At 36.0% G+C, this 15,324-nt stretch carries 18 protein-coding genes and 1 pseudogene; 11 read left to right on the forward strand and 8 right to left on the reverse strand.

All coding sequences use genetic code 11. The features are described 5' to 3' along the window. The 3 genes and pseudogenes from QUF99_RS00005 to QUF99_RS00015 all read left to right on the forward strand — a co-directional run. Positions 1-220 (forward strand): annotated as a pseudogene (locus tag QUF99_RS00005) (plasmid recombination protein); the annotation flags it as partial. An 11-nt stretch (positions 221-231) separates the two neighbouring features. After that, the gene (locus QUF99_RS00010) at positions 232-414 is read left to right on the forward strand and encodes a DUF7695 domain-containing protein (RefSeq protein ID WP_289367946.1); all 183 of its coding nucleotides are present in this window, start codon (positions 232-234) and stop codon (positions 412-414) included. 207 nt (positions 415-621) lie between these two features. Continuing rightward, the gene (locus QUF99_RS00015) at positions 622-1,260 is read left to right on the forward strand and encodes a MarR family transcriptional regulator (RefSeq protein WP_289367947.1); all 639 of its coding nucleotides are present in this window, start codon (positions 622-624) and stop codon (positions 1,258-1,260) included. A 514-nt stretch (positions 1,261-1,774) separates the two neighbouring features. On the opposite strand, the gene QUF99_RS00020 is transcribed toward QUF99_RS00015, so the two are convergent. From QUF99_RS00020 to QUF99_RS00045, 6 genes are all read right to left on the reverse strand, one after another. Then, entirely contained in the window at positions 1,775-2,203 is a 429-nt protein-coding gene (locus QUF99_RS00020) for a cell wall hydrolase (protein WP_289367948.1), read from the reverse strand. A 159-nt stretch (positions 2,204-2,362) separates the two neighbouring features. Beyond that, complete coding sequence (locus tag QUF99_RS00025; RefSeq protein WP_289367950.1) at positions 2,363-2,548, reverse strand: hypothetical protein; 186 nt, start codon at positions 2,546-2,548, stop codon at positions 2,363-2,365. Positions 2,549-2,869: 321 nt separating this feature from the next. Next, positions 2,870-3,619, reverse strand: a complete 750-nt coding sequence (locus QUF99_RS00030) for an ABC transporter permease (protein ID WP_289367951.1) — start codon at positions 3,617-3,619, stop codon at positions 2,870-2,872. After that, complete coding sequence (locus QUF99_RS00035; protein ID WP_289367952.1) at positions 3,620-4,381, reverse strand: ABC transporter ATP-binding protein; 762 nt, start codon at positions 4,379-4,381, stop codon at positions 3,620-3,622. A 171-nt stretch (positions 4,382-4,552) separates the two neighbouring features. Next, a complete protein-coding gene (locus QUF99_RS00040) occupies positions 4,553-4,897 on the reverse strand; it encodes a DUF1048 domain-containing protein (RefSeq protein ID WP_289367953.1) in 345 nt (114 codons plus the stop codon). Positions 4,898-4,968: 71 nt separating this feature from the next. Continuing rightward, on the reverse strand, positions 4,969-5,289 hold the full coding sequence (locus QUF99_RS00045; protein WP_289367955.1) for a PadR family transcriptional regulator: 321 nt from the start codon (positions 5,287-5,289) through the stop codon (positions 4,969-4,971). Positions 5,290-6,142: 853 nt separating this feature from the next. Between QUF99_RS00045 and QUF99_RS00050 the strand changes: the two genes are divergently transcribed. After that, positions 6,143-6,559 carry a hypothetical protein gene (locus tag QUF99_RS00050; RefSeq protein ID WP_289367956.1) on the forward strand — a complete coding sequence of 139 codons (417 nt, stop codon included), beginning with the start codon at positions 6,143-6,145 and terminating at the stop codon, positions 6,557-6,559. Between the two features lie 57 nt (positions 6,560-6,616). On the opposite strand, the gene QUF99_RS00055 is transcribed toward QUF99_RS00050, so the two are convergent. Next, a complete protein-coding gene (locus QUF99_RS00055) occupies positions 6,617-7,267 on the reverse strand; it encodes a DUF3967 domain-containing protein (RefSeq protein WP_289367958.1) in 651 nt (216 codons plus the stop codon). Between the two features lie 407 nt (positions 7,268-7,674). Between QUF99_RS00055 and QUF99_RS00060 the strand changes: the two genes are divergently transcribed. The 6 genes from QUF99_RS00060 (at position 7,675) to QUF99_RS00085 (ending at position 12,655) form a co-directional block, all read left to right on the forward strand. Then, positions 7,675-9,258 (forward strand): vanadium-dependent haloperoxidase, encoded by a 1,584-nt coding sequence (locus QUF99_RS00060; RefSeq protein ID WP_289367960.1) that lies wholly within the window; start codon positions 7,675-7,677, stop codon positions 9,256-9,258. A 914-nt stretch (positions 9,259-10,172) separates the two neighbouring features. Further along, positions 10,173-10,472: a hypothetical protein gene (locus QUF99_RS00065; RefSeq protein ID WP_289367961.1), complete on the forward strand. Its 300-nt coding sequence runs from the start codon at positions 10,173-10,175 to the stop codon at positions 10,470-10,472. Positions 10,473-10,617: 145 nt separating this feature from the next. After that, positions 10,618-10,839, forward strand: coding sequence for a hypothetical protein (locus QUF99_RS00070; RefSeq protein WP_289367962.1), 222 nt, complete (start codon positions 10,618-10,620; stop codon positions 10,837-10,839). A 543-nt stretch (positions 10,840-11,382) separates the two neighbouring features. Further along, the gene (locus QUF99_RS00075; RefSeq protein ID WP_289367964.1) at positions 11,383-11,697 is read left to right on the forward strand and encodes a hypothetical protein; all 315 of its coding nucleotides are present in this window, start codon (positions 11,383-11,385) and stop codon (positions 11,695-11,697) included. A gap of 140 nt (positions 11,698-11,837) precedes the next feature. Further along, positions 11,838-12,077 carry a hypothetical protein gene (locus QUF99_RS00080; protein WP_289367965.1) on the forward strand — a complete coding sequence of 80 codons (240 nt, stop codon included), beginning with the start codon at positions 11,838-11,840 and terminating at the stop codon, positions 12,075-12,077. Positions 12,078-12,430: 353 nt separating this feature from the next. Continuing rightward, positions 12,431-12,655 (forward strand): hypothetical protein, encoded by a 225-nt coding sequence (locus QUF99_RS00085; protein ID WP_289367966.1) that lies wholly within the window; start codon positions 12,431-12,433, stop codon positions 12,653-12,655. A 517-nt stretch (positions 12,656-13,172) separates the two neighbouring features. On the opposite strand, the gene QUF99_RS00090 is transcribed toward QUF99_RS00085, so the two are convergent. Then, positions 13,173-13,562: a spore coat protein gene (locus QUF99_RS00090; RefSeq protein ID WP_289367968.1), complete on the reverse strand. Its 390-nt coding sequence runs from the start codon at positions 13,560-13,562 to the stop codon at positions 13,173-13,175. Between the two features lie 623 nt (positions 13,563-14,185). Between QUF99_RS00090 and QUF99_RS00095 the strand changes: the two genes are divergently transcribed. Beyond that, the coding region (locus tag QUF99_RS00095; protein ID WP_289367970.1) for a plasmid recombination protein at positions 14,186-15,324 on the forward strand (1,139 nt) is incomplete at its 3' end.

Raw genomic sequence — 15,324 nt, forward strand, 5'->3', positions numbered from 1 at the left:
AGATGAATCGGTTCGGTTAATACTGGTCATAGAAATGGCAAGAAAACATATTGCTAAATTTGTTGATAGAGTTGTGAAAGGTGTAGGAAAAGAGTTCAATCATATTTCGAAAGAGTTAGCGGATGATATTATAGGTTTGGCTGAAAAAGAAGTAAAAGAAATAATAAAAGAACAAAGTAAACCGAAAAGAAAAGAACGTGAAGATGAATTAGAAAGATAGGGGCAATAACGATGAAAAAATTGAAGAAAAATGCACTCCAATGTAGAAAATGTGGAGATGTGATTGAATCAAAATTTACTCGTGATTTTAAGTATTGTTCGTGTCGATCAATTGCAGTTGATGGTGGTCTTGAATATGGTCGAATGATAGGTAACTCAGAGGACATTATTGAATTACATGAATATGATGAGTGATAAATGTTATGTTTTTACAAGAGATGGAAAGCTTTAACAAGGTGTTTCATGTTATTATAGAGAAAGACGTATAAACGAGAAAAACCGCCCTAGCTTTGGCCGGCGAGGCGGTTTTTCATAATAAGGTTGGAATCAACCATTTATATATTCTATATACATTCTAACATATAAAAGTTGATTCCTTCCACTAAGGGAGAGAATTATTTTATGACAAAAGTTGTAGATTTTGGACAAGCTGAAAAAAAAGCGAAAATAAGAGATAGTAAGATTGATAGTATTTATGATCAGTTGCAAACTGGTGGATATTCAGAAGAAGAAAGAGCTATGCTTTTACAGATGTTAAGTAAAATGTCTGGTGGGGAAGAATATTTCATAGGTAAAAAGAAAAAGCCTACAGATCGGGTGAGATTTGTGCAAATTATAATGGATAATATAGATTATTTGATTGAAATAGGTTATTTAAGTAGTAAGGAAGAAGCTTTTTTATTCAAATTAACTTCATCTGTAGAGTTTAAAACCAATGTTCTTGTAGAACGTGAGACAAATAATCCAGCATCACCTACATATCTAGCTGAAAAGTTTAAAATGACTCGTCAAAGTATTTCTAGTGTTATGAATGGTTTATTAAAAAAGGGAGTATTAGCAGTTGCACAATCAGGTGTTACAACTGAAGATGGACGGGTTTGTACTAGTCGTACATGGTTTGTAAATCCAAATGTTATGTGTTGTTCTCCTAAAGATGGAATAGATAAAGCAACTCAACATATTTTTAGAGATTCATTAAGAAATTTTAAAGTCGAAAATCAAGGAAAGAAAAAACATAAACTACCCATTTATTTATTTTAAAAGAACGCAAAAATTTTCTTGCGTTCTTTTTTTTTATGCTATTTACCTTTTTTTAGGTGTCATTTTTTTTTGACACCTGTGTCGCTTTTTTTTGACACCCTATCTTCTATAAACCCTTGATATTACTAACTTTTTTCATTTCCCCTATCTCACTCTTATATATATAGCTAAAAGTTCCGCAAGGAACAGGTAGTATTTTTGAAAAAAACATTCAAAAATCTCCACCTTTTTCGCTTTGCTACATCCTTGCAAAACTTTTTTCGGCTCGTTTGCTTTTATCGCCAAGCCGACAGACCAAAAGCAAGCAAACAGGTTCTCGGCTTGGACAAGCGATTATACGAGCCAAACCGCCAGTTCATCCGTTCAAGATTCGTTCTTATGCTATATTTGATATAACGCCAAGTTCCTGGGGGCTAGCCCCCAAACCCCCAGCCAGCCTCGTGCCCAAAAGCAAGGGAAAGATATAAAAGTTTTAGCGAAACATAGGGAAGAATCTATTTTATAGTGATGTATATCAATATACTTTTGGACAATCAGTTCTCGTTGGTTGATAGAAACAATGTTCTTTGTATTGTCCTGCTAATGTCTGATTCCACCAAACAGGCGGACAATTTCCTACGGGATTGAAAAACCAAAGGGAATTGGTTGCTGGATGTCCTCTCCAATATTCTAGGCATTTTCTTGCCAGATCTTTGTCAATTTCTCTTGCACGTTGATAAAAATATCCCTTTGTTACGGCTTCAAATGAATAATTTCCACCTTGTTGTTGGTACACCATTTGTTGAATGTTTGTGATTCCTTTAAAGTCTAGACAATCACACATCACTCTGTTCACACCGACATTACCAACATCTAGCATCCCTTGTTGCCCTTCTCCTTCTGCTTCTGCTCTCATTAGACGAGCTAACAAGTCTATATCACTTTCTGTGTACGCAATTCTCATTTCTATCCCTCCATTTTCTTTATAATTATATGTACGATATTTTATATAACGCGAAGTTCCTGGGGGCTAGCCCCCAAATCTCCAGCCAACACTCTTGCCTAAAAGCAAGGAAAACACGCCATACATACATGTGTGGCGTGTTTTCGTAATGAATTTTAATTATTTGTTTTTAGGAATATCAATTCTTTCGGAGTATAGACGTTTTTCAACGTAATGTTTTGAAATAGTAAGAGGTTGTGTGTCTGTACTATTTTTAAATTTTGTATAATTTGGTTTTTTAATTGGTGTTGTTGTAGTTTCAGCAAATTCATATGGGTAATTAACTTTAGATTTGTCTTCAAGCATATAGATAGCTCCTTTTTTAGAGTGCTTGTTAAAGAGTTGTACTATAATACAATATGTTTATATATTTTTTTGGGGACTAGATATGTATTAACCAATTCAGATTGGGGTATCACCCAATGACTTGGTTGGACTAGTTGGGGTATGGAAACTTTACATTTTTTAGGTGTGATCATTTGATCACACCCTACCCTCTTTAAACCCTTGATATCATTGAGTTTTTGCATTTTCCCTTTCTCATTCTTTATATATAGTTAAAAAGCAAATTTCAGATCAAAAGATAAGAATAAAACCGATGATATGGCTAATCCCATAATGGTGTACTTACCCTAATTGACGTTTAAATACTTTACTGGCGAAGAAGTAAGCAATGATCATGATGCCGACGCACCAGGCAAGCGCGATCCAGATACCGTTGCCAACAGACCCTTCATACAAGAGGGCACGAATTGTATTCACTATTGAAGTCACGGGCTGGTTCTCAGCGAACGCACGGACAATTTTAGGCATGGTTTCGGTGGGGACAAAGGCCGAACTGATAAACGGCAAGAAAATCAGCGGGTACGAGTAGGCTGTCGCCCCTTCCATAGATCTCGCTGTCAATCCGGGAATGACAGCCAGCCATGTCAGCGCCAGCGTAAACAGCCCGAGTATCCCAGCTACCGCGAGCCAATCCAGGATATCAGCGCTGGAACGGAAGCCCATCAAGAGGGCGACGAGGATAACAACCACGATAGTAAGCGCATTGGAAACAAGCGAAGTCAACACGTGAGCCCACAATACCGACGAGCGCTTGATGGGCATGGTAATAAAACGCGCCATCAGCCCGCTCTTTACATCCGTAAACAGCCGCAGTGAAGTATAAGCGACGCCGGATGCGATAGCCATCAGCAAGATTCCCGGTAATAAATAATTGACGTAGTTGTCCGTGCCTGTTTCTATGGCGCCGCCAAATACGTAGACAAACAGCAGCAGCATCATAATTGGTGTAATCGCCACCGTGATAATCGTATCCGGGCTGCGCATGATGTTGCGCATTAAACGCCCTAGTAATACCCCTGTTTTGCTTTTCATTTACATCTCCTCCTTTTTGCCGATGATCGCGAGGAAAATTTCCTCCAATGTCGGCTGCTTCTCGATGTACTCCACTTTCGCTGGCGGGAACATCTCCTTGAGTTCGGTAAGGGTACCGGTCGTGATGATTTTTCCGCCATGCAGGATGGCAATACGGTCCGCCAGTTGTTCGGCTTCCTCCAGGTACTGGGTCGTCAGCAAGATGGTTGTACCGCCGCCAGCAAGCTCCTTGACGGTATCCCAGACTTCAATCCGCGCTTCGGGGTCAAGCCCTGTCGTCGGTTCGTCGAGAAAAATGACTGCTGGCGTCCCGATCAGGCTCATGGCGATGTCAAGCCGGCGCTTCATCCCGCCGGAATATTTGTCTGCCCGGCGGTTGGCCGCATCGGTCAGGCTGAATCTTGTAAGCAGATTGTCGGCGACTTGAGCGGGATCGGAAACTCCACGCAACTTGGCAATCATTATCAGGTTTTCCCGTCCGGTGAGCATGCCGTCTAAAGCTGCGAACTGCCCTGTTAGACTGATGCTCTGGCGAACATGATCCGGTTGACGCTGGACGTCAAAGCCGCAAACACCTACTTCGCCGCCATCGGGCTTCATCAGTGTCGAGAGGATGTTGACCGTCGTTGTCTTGCCCGCTCCATTTGAGCCTAGCAGTGCGAAAATTTCGCCACGCTGCACCTCAAAATCCACCCTTTTTAAGACTTCCTTGTCTTTAAAGGATTTTTTTAACCCTTTTACAGAAATCGCTGCATTGCTCATACTTTTTTCCTCCTTATAAAAAGTGCCTTGCGGAGCTAGATTGCCTATACTCTTCTATTTAGTCTGACTGATAATCTGTATTACTTATTACCGGGTTAAAAATATAACTGAATAGCGAAGGCAGCAATTCACATTTGTAACCAGCTAATCAGTCGGTATTATCTATTGAATTTATTTTTTTCTCAATCGCTTCATGATACTCTGATTCAAATCTTCACGATACTTGGCGACATAGGTTTTAGCGTTTGCCACTAGTTCGTCGGCAAAGGACGCCACATCGTCCCCAGTGATTTCCAGCACTTGTCTGCCTTCCGCCGCACCGGATTCGAACAACTCGATTAATTCATACTGTATGTGCAGCATATCCATCCCGCTGCCCGCCGCTGAGAAATTCCACATGTAGTTTTGAATTTTCTTAAATACAAACTGGTAGTCCTCTGGCAGGGCTTCAACCCGTGCCATCATCATCTTGTATTCTTTTTTATCACCAATCATTTTTTTGAACATTTCCATCATGTTATTTTTCCTCCTTTTTTATAAAGCTGAACAAGACACTCCAAAAATATCGTATGGAATATCTTATGAAGCTAGATTGACCTCAAGACGTTGATTTTTGATGATACAAAATCCCATTTTTTCCAAAACAATTCAAGTTCCTGACGGCCAGCCTCATTAAGTGAGTAAAACTTGCGGGGCGGCCCCATATCTGACGGTTTCTTTTCTATGTTCACTAGTTTTTTCTTTTCTAATCGCACGAGGATGGTGTAGACCGTCCCTTCCACGACTTCAGTAAACCCAAGTTCGTTCAGGCGGCGGGTAATCTCGTAGCCATAGGTTTCATGGCGGCTGATGATTTCCAGCACGCAGCCTTCTAGTGAACCCTTCAGCATTTCAGTTAAATTTTCCATGTTCAGAGCCTCTTCTATTCTGTCTGACTTATATTCAGTATAACTTAGTACTAAGGCAAATTTTTACTTAATAGCTTTTGGGAAATCACGCTATTAAGTATTGCTTATTACATGTACATTGTAACACTGAGTAGCAGGGGTGTCAACTATTTTTCTTAAAAATATTTTTGCAACCTCACTATTCAGTGGTGTCGGTATCTCTTGGAATAAATGTGGAGATAAGAGTATTATATTCATTTATTAAATCGTGTTGTTCATTTGGATATAAAACTTGCACAGTAGTATCTGCAGAAACATCTATAGCAGTATTAGTTTCATTTCTAACATCCCTGAATGCTGATTGTAGCTCAGGTCTTGGTGGTCCTTGAAAATAGGACAACTAATAGGGCTAGGAACAGGACAAGGAACTGCAGAAAGATTGAAATTTCTTCCGCAATTTGAAGATAAAATAATTGACCTCCTCTATTCATGAGAGATAATACATTCAATGTCGCATGTTTTTTTTGTTTGTACGTTTGTCCAGGCTGGTTCCATTATAATCTATAGAAATGAATATCGTATTCATGTGAAGTTAACATAACGCCCTATTATCGGTAGCAAGGAAAAATTGAAATCCTAGTTATATCAATGGATTTCGCTTTTTCCTTGTTTATCATGCTATGCATCATTTTATACATTGTAGAGATACTGGGGTTTTCAGGCTTATGAATTTCCTGTATTAGTACAAAAATTTGTATAAAATCTTGTATAAAAAAGGAGTTGAGTTACTGTGTTCTAAAGTGAAAAGGAATAAGTTGTAATCTGGGGAATATGTAATCCTAAACTTTTAAAAAAAGGAGGGATTTCTATTTCATTGAAAAGAGCCATTGGTTACTTTTTATATTCTGTTGTCTTCTTTACATCACTTTTCATCGTTATACGTACTTCAAGCTTGTTAAAAGAGCATGGAGCTACAACGTATAATAGGTTTCCATATCTCATTTGTACTCCTTTGTTATACATCGCTATTGGAATACTTCTTGGATTGCCGACTTTTCTTAAAGAAAATAGGAAAGTAGGAAGATGGTCTTTCCAAATAGAAAAGTTAATTTTTGTAGGTATACCAGCACTGTATACTGCTTTTTATCCTTTACTTTACTTCAGTACAGGTATCTTGATATTACCAAGCTATATCGACTTTTTAATCATGTCTACAGACATGTATCTTATTGCTGCCTTAGTCTTTGGGCATGTTTTTATAATTGCTGTAGAAAAGAATTCTACAGCATAATAAGATGTTCAAATACATGTGAAATAAAACAAGCCTTGCTTATATGCAAGGCTTGTTTTATTTCCAGAATTTCCACCAATGATGTTTATTTTCTGCAGTAGGAGCAACTAGTTGTTTAGTTTCTTGAATAGATTGTATGTTATGTAATAGTTGTTCATCTCTTTCTTGTAACAATTGTTCATGGTGTTTTTGATATATTTGTATACCGTCTTTCAATGTTTGAAATTCTTCTTGAGTTCGTCGTAGTTCTTCTCTCATGGATTGGAGTTCTTTTGTTATTTCTTCGCGTTCCTCACGCAATAATTCACGTAACAAATTAGTGTTGTTTTCGCGTTCCAATACTTCTTTATCTCTCGTAATAAGCAAGGATTGGGAATCCACTGGATCATGGGACGTTCCACTCGTGTTCCAATTTTCATTATTTATGGTTATTGCTACGGTTTTGGCAGCATCCGCCTTGTTATATCCGGCATCTTTCATAAGTGTTTGAAATTGTTTTAAAGCTTTTATATCTTTTGAAGTAAAGGTTCGATACTCGCGATTACTTTTAGGATCACGAATTTTTACAAAGATGTATTCATGTTTTTCTAGCTCTAAACACCATTTACGCAAATAGCTTTCGCTAATACTTAACATTTCTGCTACTTCTTTGGTTAGGAAAGCCGGGAGTGGCTCGGATTGTATACCATTCCGCGTTCCATTAGACATCGTTCCTCACGCTCCTCTTAATGCTCCAATTGACGTTCCTAAAGTTACATTATACATGATAAAACGAAATACCTTTGAAATGTGAAATTTGTCGGTAATATAGGCCAAGTCAAACTTCAAAGAATATTCGTAGACTAAGGGAAAAGTACCTTATCATTCTAATCAATGAACGGAATGAGATACTACCGATAATGGTACGTTATGTTAACCTGACATGAATATGATATACAGTTCATTTATGTAAAATGAAATAGACAATTAAATTAGTAAAAGAAACCATACTTAGTAAAATCAATGCGAATATACTAAATTAGAATTCAAAATTGATAGAACTTAAGGAAACTAGGAAATTTCTATAAGAACTAGCTAATATCTTGAATTCACTTCATATTAGTAGGTGATAATATATGGAAAATAATCAAACTAATGAAGAGAATGATAATCAGGAACAGACGGTAAACACAAAAAAGTCGTGTAAAATCGGATCTTTAACTCCAAAAAAGCGTCGTAATGAAGCTTTTAAAATTCGTTTAAAAGCAGCGAATTTCCAAAAAAAACAACCTCTCCCGAATCATGTATGTAATGGTGACGAAAACTTGTATCCCCAAAAAATAGGCAACTTCTCTAAGGCTTTGCTACACAATCAACTGGGTGAAGTTAATCTCAATGCTTATAAAGCTTTAATTCATTCATTAGAAACAGGTAACTCGGACAATTTTGAGGATATCCCTCTTGGTGGAGTTGTGAAGCTTACCAATCCTCAAGCTGCCTATGCATTCGAACTGGCAGGACCTGATAGTCATCATTTGGGTATTGCTGTACCACCAGCCTTTAGTAGTGCCTGGGAAGCGAGTGAGATGGCTGAGCTTTATTGGAGAGCATTGACGAGAGATGTATCTTTCACAGAATTTGACATTAATCCACTTACCCTCCAGGCTGCCTCTGAACTATCAGGATTTTCAGATTTTCGAGGACCTAAAATCAATGGGGTAGTCACTACAGGTACTCTTTTCCGTGGAGGTACAACCGGTGACCTTGTTGGACCTTTTATTTCTCAATTTCTGTGGAAGGATATTCCTTTTGGAGCTACAACGATTGTTCAAAAATATCGTACTACAGCAGCTGGAGACGATCACATGACCGCATATGAGGAATGGTTGAACATTCAAAACGGATCGAACCCGACTACATCAAATGTATTTGACCCAACTCTTCGTTATATCCGAAATGGTAGAAATTTAGGGGAATGGGTTCACCAAGATTTTCCCTACCAAAGTACTCTCGATGCTTGTCTAATTTTGCTGAGTTTTGGACAAGCTGCATTAGACTCAGCTAATCCTTATCTGAATTCGGCAACACAGGTTGGCTTTTCCACTTTTGGCGCCCCACACATTTTAGATATGGTAGCCCGAGCTGCTCAGGCAGCTTTAAAAGCTGCTTGGTTCCAAAAATTTCTGGTTCATCGCCGGCTTCGGCCGGAAGAATTCGGAGGACGCGTTCACAACACCAAGACCGATGCCGCCAGCTATCCAATTAATTCAGAATTATTAAATTCACAGGCGATTTCCAAGGTTTTTGACAAGTACGGCACTTATTTGTTGCCTATAGCTTATGCAGAAGGTTGTCCGGCTCATCCTGCCTATCCTGGAGGACATGCTAGCTTTGTTGGAGCTGGGGTCACTATGCTGAAGGCGTTCTTTAACGAATCATTTGTAATCCCTAATCCAGTTGTAGCTAGTTCTGATGGTCTTTCATTACTACCATATTCAGGGGCACCTTTAACCATTGGCGGGGAATTAAACAAACTTTCCTCCAATATCACTCATGGGCGCGATACTGCCGGTCTTCACTGGCGCTCAGATGGGGTGGAGGGTCTAAAGTTAGGAGAAGCAGTCGCCATCGGAATTCTTCAAGACTATAAAGCTGCCTTCAATGAGAATTTTAATGGTTTCTCTCTTACCAAGTTTGACGGAACTACCATAACAATCTAAAAATGAGAATTTCGTTAAAATTCCTCATTACAGCCATAAGAAGAGCAAAGAGGTTTCAATTTGAAGCCTTTTTGTTATGCTTAAAATGTCTATAAAAACCTATTTTACGGATAGATGAACTTCCGATAACGGAAATTATGTGAACCAACACCCCCTTCAGAAAATCTGAAGGGGGTGTCTTATAGTTTTTTAGATATATTGAATACTGATAAGTGGTGTTATGTAAATTAAAGTAAATATTTAAGGAGATTTAAATGGGGTAGCGCGCACATTTAAACGTTTTTATACGCTAAGAGATTCTCAAAACTCATTGCTACTAATTCCAATTGAGATTTTGATTTAGAGATTAGTTTTGAGACACATTTCAAGCTATTTTCATCCTATTTTAGGTTAAATTTCATTTGTCTCAAATACCCTCGTTTTTGAGATTTGGTAAATTGCTTAGAGTAGTAAAATCAACATTTTTTACGTCGAAATTTGTTTAGCGTATATTTTCGTTAAAATGTTGGCGGTACCCCTAATAGCAGCTTTAGAACAGAAGAAATCGTTTTGGAATCGTTTATTTGGTAAATAATTTTAAATTTGAAGATTATAAAAAAGTTCACTCTTTATTTTAGAAGAGTGAACTTTTTTATGAATAGAGTTTAAATTTCCTTTTTTGCTATCTATTTAGATAGCTGTGTTCATGAACGGGTAATCTATGGGACATGGGGGTTGTGGTTTAAGATGAATTTCATCCTAGTGATAGCATATGTATAAGATGAAAAAGGGCTTGTATAATTATGATTATTTTTGTCTATTTAGTGTTTTGTTAGTAAGGAATCTAGCCTTTTTTTAGATGATATAAGTCTAATCAATTATTTAATTACCTTCATAGAATATAAAGTAATTAAATAATAAAAGGGGTTGTTAAAATGTTTTTTGAACGAAGATGTGAGTGTGACGAGTGTGACGAGTTTGAAAGAAGAAATAGATTTAGCAGATTTGACGAAAGAGAAAAAGATTTTGAATGTGAAAGAGAGTCTAATTTTAGACGTAGAAGATTAGACGGTTTAAGAGAAGGCGATAAAATCCAAGTGTTTTCTGGTGGAGATAAAATTAATGGAACAGGAGTATTTATTAATATCGAAGATGGATTTCTTATTTGGGTTGATAAATGTGCAAATATTAATATCACAAGTCTAGATGTTATTAATATTCGAAGAATTTCTTAATTAATAAAAAGATTAAAGATAAGAGGAGAGAGTTCTTATCTTATCTTATTTTGTTTTAAGTATTTATAAATTTGTTATAAATGTACAAGCATAGATTTTATTACGTTCATATATATGTATTAATTTGAATAAAGGAGGGGTAATCATGGGGAATAGTAAAGAATGTGAAAATGGAAAGATTAATAGAAGAAGATTAGATGGTTTAAGAGAAGGCGATAAGATTGAAGTCTTTTCTGGTGGAGATAAAATTGATGGAACAGGAGTTTTTATTCGTATAGAAGATGGATTTCTTATTTGGGTTGATAAATGTGCAAATATTAATGTTACAAGTTTAGATGTTATTAGTGTTCGAAGAGTTCTTTGTTAATGGATAGTATAGAAAAATAAATAGAGAGATTATAAAAAAGGACAGTATTGTTGACTGTCCTTTTTTTGCTGTTTATATGAACGAGGGGGGCAACCGAGATACATGTAATTTTAGGTTATAGGATGTATTATCTCGGCTGAACCGCTATATGGACTGCTGATAATTGAGGTTATGTAAATGAATCCTTATAATAATAAAAAAGAAAGGCAATTGGAGTTTGATACATTATATATATTTTTAAGTACAACAAAAAAGGACAGTTAAAAAACTGTCCTTTTTTGTTGCTATCTATTTAGATAGCTGTGTGCACGAACGGGTAATCTATGGGACATGGGGGTTATGGTTTGGGATGAATTTCATCCTAGTAATAGCATATGTATAAGATGAAAAAGGGCTTGTATAATTATGATTATTTTTGTCTATTTAGTGTTTTGTTAGTAAGAAATCTAGCCTTTTTTTTTAAAAGATGATATAAGCCTAATCAATTATTTAATTACTTTCATAAAGTATTAAGTAATTAAATAATAAAAGGGGTTGTTTAAGATGTTTTTTGATCGAAGATGTGATGATTTTGACAGAAGAAATAGATTTGACAGATGTGATGATTTTGATAGATGTGATGATTTTGACAGAAGACATAGAGTTAGAAAAATTGATGAAATAGATTCTGGTTTTAGACGTAGAAGATTAGACGGTTTACGAGAAGGGGATAAAATTCAAGTGTTTTCTGGTGGAGATAAAATTGATGGAACAGGAGTATTTATTAATATCGAAGATGGATTTCTTATTTGGGTTGATAATCGTGCAAATATTAATATCACAAGTCTAGATGTTATTAGTGTTCGAAGAATTTCTTAGTTAATAAAAAATCAAAGATAAGAGGGCTCTTATCTTATTTTGTTATAGGTAGACATGTTTATAAATTTTTCATGAATGTACAAGTATAAATTTTATTGCGTTCAGATATATGTATTAGTTTGAATAAAGGAGGGATAATCATGGGGCATGGAAAGATTAATAGAAGAAGATTAGACGGTTTAAGAGAAGGCGATAAAATCCAAGTGTTTTCTGGTGGAGATAAAATTGATGGAGTAGGAGTTTTTATTCGTATAGAAGATGGATTTCTTATTTGGGTTGATAATCATGCAAATATTAATATCACAAGTCTAGATGTTATTAGTGTTCGAAGAGTTGTTGGTTCAAGTTCAAGTGATTGCTGTATAGATAAAGGAAAATAAATGGTCTTATGTGAACTAGGATCCGCTCCAATGTATTTTGCTGGAGGGAGTTTTGATTTATAAAAAAAGGACAGTATTTTTGACTGTCCTTTTTTTGCTGTTCGTATAAACAGCAGTCGTAATAGGTAATCTATAGGGTGGGATTATGGTTTTGGATAATTTTCATCCTAGTGATGGTATATGTAAGTAATGAAAAAAGTGCTTGTACAATTATTAAAATTAGTGATTTTTAATTAACAAATTAAGTTGATTGGACATTTGATAGAAGAAAAAAGTTTAATAAATTAATCAATTAATTTATTAGTTTCATAAAATATGGTGCTAATAATTTTTTGAAAAAGGGGTTATGTTAAATGTTTTTTGAACGTAGATGTGAATGTGATGAGTGTATTAGAAAAAGAAGAAGATTAGATGGTTTAAGAGAAGGCGATAAAATTAGAGTCTTTTCTGGTGGAGATCAAATCGATGGAGTAGGTGTTTTTATTCGCATAGAAGATAGATTTCTTGTTTGGGTTGATGAGTCTGTAAATATTAATATCACAAGTTTAGATGTTATTAGTATTCAAAGAATTTCTTAATTAATAAAAAGGTTAAAGATAAGAGAGGATAGGGCTCTTATCTTTAACCTTTTTAAGCATTTTATTTATTGAAATCTTAAAAAGTAAATTATGAAAAATGGCCAAGAAATACTTTGTAGATTTATTTCTTGGCAGGGGTTTAGATGTTTTGGATGTCATCCGTAACATATAATATGTTTGGCAATGAAATAGTGTCTGTTTATATGTCACAATAAATATTTATTTAGAAAAGAAAAACTCTTAGTTCTTTACGGGATAGCGTCAGGATTTTGTGTTTTTTGCTCATGGGTTTCCTAACCTCTTTATTTATAGTGTTTTGAATGTATACTTTTATTGGTGAATTTGAGGATATCAGGGGAATCTGGATAAAGTCAATATTTTCGGGGATTTGAATGTAAACTAATATATAAAAGTTTACATTCATTTTTTTGTATGAACTTTGAAAAAATTAACCCCTCGCAGAAAACTACGAGGGGACAATTTTTTCAAAGAGTATTCTATTTGAGGTCTAATCAATTCATTGAATGAAACTTTGAGGAAAACATTCACGAACACCAGAATTTCTCAATGAGTTAAATAAAGCTGCAGTGATGATTAATATAACAATGTCATCAGTTCCATCTTCTAACTCATAGATTGCCCAGAATGCATTATCAACTGTAAAAATACATTTTCGTTCTAAGTGAAATCCAGGTGGTACAGTTGGAAGTGTAGTAACTGGTACACACACGTCTGTATCTCCTTCATCTCTGATAAAATCGAAAGTTTGCTGGTCAATTTCATAGATATTAAGTGGATCAATCTCCACACCTTTATCTGGAACTGTAATTTCATCCTCAACTAATAGGAAAAAGCGTTCGTCTCGAAAATTGAAAAGACATCTCGCCCCAATTTCAAATGTTGCCATTTTATATGCGCCTCCTTAGCAACTTTTTTATAGATTTAAAGTCGCTTCTACATAATATGTTAGATTAATAGATTTGGTTAGGGCATGTACCTGTGTAAAATATTTTATGGTGATTTTTTAAGGTGTTCTAAAATAAACGAATATGTAAAAGTCTACATTCGTTTTTATTTTTTATATTCGATAATGAGCAATCCATATCGATAAGCCAAAGAGGGTTGGAAAAATCTTATTGAAAATAACTATATATTGTGGCTGTCAACGGTAAGCGGAACGAAGTGAGCATTAAGGAGTTGACAGACTCGCCTGTCCCAGACCCTCTAGTGGTTGTCAAAAGGTACCCTTTTGACCCTGCCTACCGGCGAGGGAGCCCCCTCAAAAAATGAGGGGGTTGGGGGAGTTTGTGAGACGGGGTCTGGGGAAGATTTCCCCAGTGGGTTTGGGCAAAGCCCAAGGTTTGTTTTTGCCATGCTGGCCATGGCTCGGCAAAGCCGAAAAGCGTCGCAGACCCCTATCTATTTTGATACAAAGTGTCAAAATACGTATAGGGTTACGTCAATTGACACAATTTCGTCGCCTTGCTAGACTTATTGTATCAATTAATCTAGGAGAAGTGGTGGCATTTTATGTTGTTCTCTATCTCATTTAATCAATCTCACCAAAGTTCATTAAGCCATAATAACAGAGAAAACATTCATGGGAATCCTGGTATCGATCCATCCAGGTTAGACGAAAATATCTACTTTGTAAAAAAGGACATTCGAGTTGTATACGAGGATGTCTTTCAAGAGGCGATAGACAAATACAATGAGAAACAAAAACGGAATGACCGTAAAATCAAGAATTACTATGACAAGATAAAAAAAGATACAAAGACACATGAGCAGCGAGAATTGGTCGTAGCGATTGGGGAAGGCAAAGATGACCCAAAGTATAGGGGAGCGAAAAAGGAAGCGTTAAAACGGTATGCTGAGGCGTTTCAAGAGCGAAATCAGAATCTAGCTGTCTATAACATGGTTTTACATGATGATGAAGCCAATCCGCATCTACATATTAACTATGTACCAAACTTTGAAAGTAATCGTGGGTTAACAAAACGTGTTGGAATGGATAGAGCGTTGCAACAGCAAGGCATTGAAGGAAAAGGAACTGAATTAATTGCGAATTGGCGTGCGTTGGAAACAGCTTATATTGAAGAATTAACAAAAGAGCAGATTCCGGATTTTGAAAGAGCTAATGTAGGTTCTCATAAGTACATGAAAGTTCGTCAGTACAAGGAATATGCGGATGCCGCATCAACTATGGAAAAGCTTATGCATAAAAATAAAAATTTGGTGGTAGCTGGAACAAAGCAATTAAAAAAGCTAGTGGTGGATTTAGAAGATTCGCAACAAGAAGTAAAGCAACTTAATGAGAGAAAAGTAACTTTGCATGATGAATTAAATAAAGTTGAACGACGTTTGGAAGAGATAAAAAATAGTGAAATTGAGATTCCTAAAGTCGAAGCCAAAAGAGCAATGTTTAGTAATGATGTGAAGGTAGATTCAGTGGAATTTGAAAGACAACAAGAAGTGATAAAACGAGTTGCTCAATTACCAACTGTTATTAAAGATAAAGAAAAAGAACTGGAAAGGAAAAATAGAGAAATTAATAGTTTGAAAGATTCTCTTTCAAAAGAGCAACTTAGAAATAAAAAATTAGTTGGTAACACTCAAGATTTAAAGAAAGAAAATCTTGAGTTGAAAAAGGAAAATAAAAAAATAAC

The organism is Bacillus sp. DX4.1, from assembly GCF_030348195.1.
In the GTDB taxonomy this organism is placed as follows: Bacteria; Bacillota; Bacilli; order Bacillales; family Bacillaceae_G; genus Bacillus_A.

Bases quoted from the DNA above. Each gene is read 5' to 3' on its own strand.
- QUF99_RS00075 (WP_289367964.1), top strand. From the start codon at position 11,383: ATGTTTTTTGATCGAAGATGTGATGATTTTGACAGAAGAAATAGATTT.
- QUF99_RS00025 (WP_289367950.1), bottom strand. From the start codon at position 2,548: ATGCTTGAAGACAAATCTAAAGTTAATTACCCATATGAATTTGCTGAA.
- QUF99_RS00055 (WP_289367958.1), bottom strand. From the start codon at position 7,267: ATGTCTAATGGAACGCGGAATGGTATACAATCCGAGCCACTCCCGGCT.
- QUF99_RS00070 (WP_289367962.1), top strand. From the start codon at position 10,618: ATGGGGAATAGTAAAGAATGTGAAAATGGAAAGATTAATAGAAGAAGA.
- QUF99_RS00065 (WP_289367961.1), top strand. From the start codon at position 10,173: ATGTTTTTTGAACGAAGATGTGAGTGTGACGAGTGTGACGAGTTTGAA.
- QUF99_RS00080 (WP_289367965.1), top strand. From the start codon at position 11,838: ATGGGGCATGGAAAGATTAATAGAAGAAGATTAGACGGTTTAAGAGAA.
- QUF99_RS00030 (WP_289367951.1), bottom strand. From the start codon at position 3,619: ATGAAAAGCAAAACAGGGGTATTACTAGGGCGTTTAATGCGCAACATC.
- QUF99_RS00090 (WP_289367968.1), bottom strand. From the start codon at position 13,562: ATGGCAACATTTGAAATTGGGGCGAGATGTCTTTTCAATTTTCGAGAC.
- QUF99_RS00010 (WP_289367946.1), top strand. From the start codon at position 232: ATGAAAAAATTGAAGAAAAATGCACTCCAATGTAGAAAATGTGGAGAT.
- QUF99_RS00040 (WP_289367953.1), bottom strand. From the start codon at position 4,897: ATGATGGAAATGTTCAAAAAAATGATTGGTGATAAAAAAGAATACAAG.
- QUF99_RS00020 (WP_289367948.1), bottom strand. From the start codon at position 2,203: ATGAGAATTGCGTACACAGAAAGTGATATAGACTTGTTAGCTCGTCTA.
- QUF99_RS00060 (WP_289367960.1), top strand. From the start codon at position 7,675: ATGGAAAATAATCAAACTAATGAAGAGAATGATAATCAGGAACAGACG.
- QUF99_RS00015 (WP_289367947.1), top strand. From the start codon at position 622: ATGACAAAAGTTGTAGATTTTGGACAAGCTGAAAAAAAAGCGAAAATA.
- QUF99_RS00045 (WP_289367955.1), bottom strand. From the start codon at position 5,289: ATGGAAAATTTAACTGAAATGCTGAAGGGTTCACTAGAAGGCTGCGTG.
- QUF99_RS00035 (WP_289367952.1), bottom strand. From the start codon at position 4,381: ATGAGCAATGCAGCGATTTCTGTAAAAGGGTTAAAAAAATCCTTTAAA.
- QUF99_RS00085 (WP_289367966.1), top strand. From the start codon at position 12,431: ATGTTTTTTGAACGTAGATGTGAATGTGATGAGTGTATTAGAAAAAGA.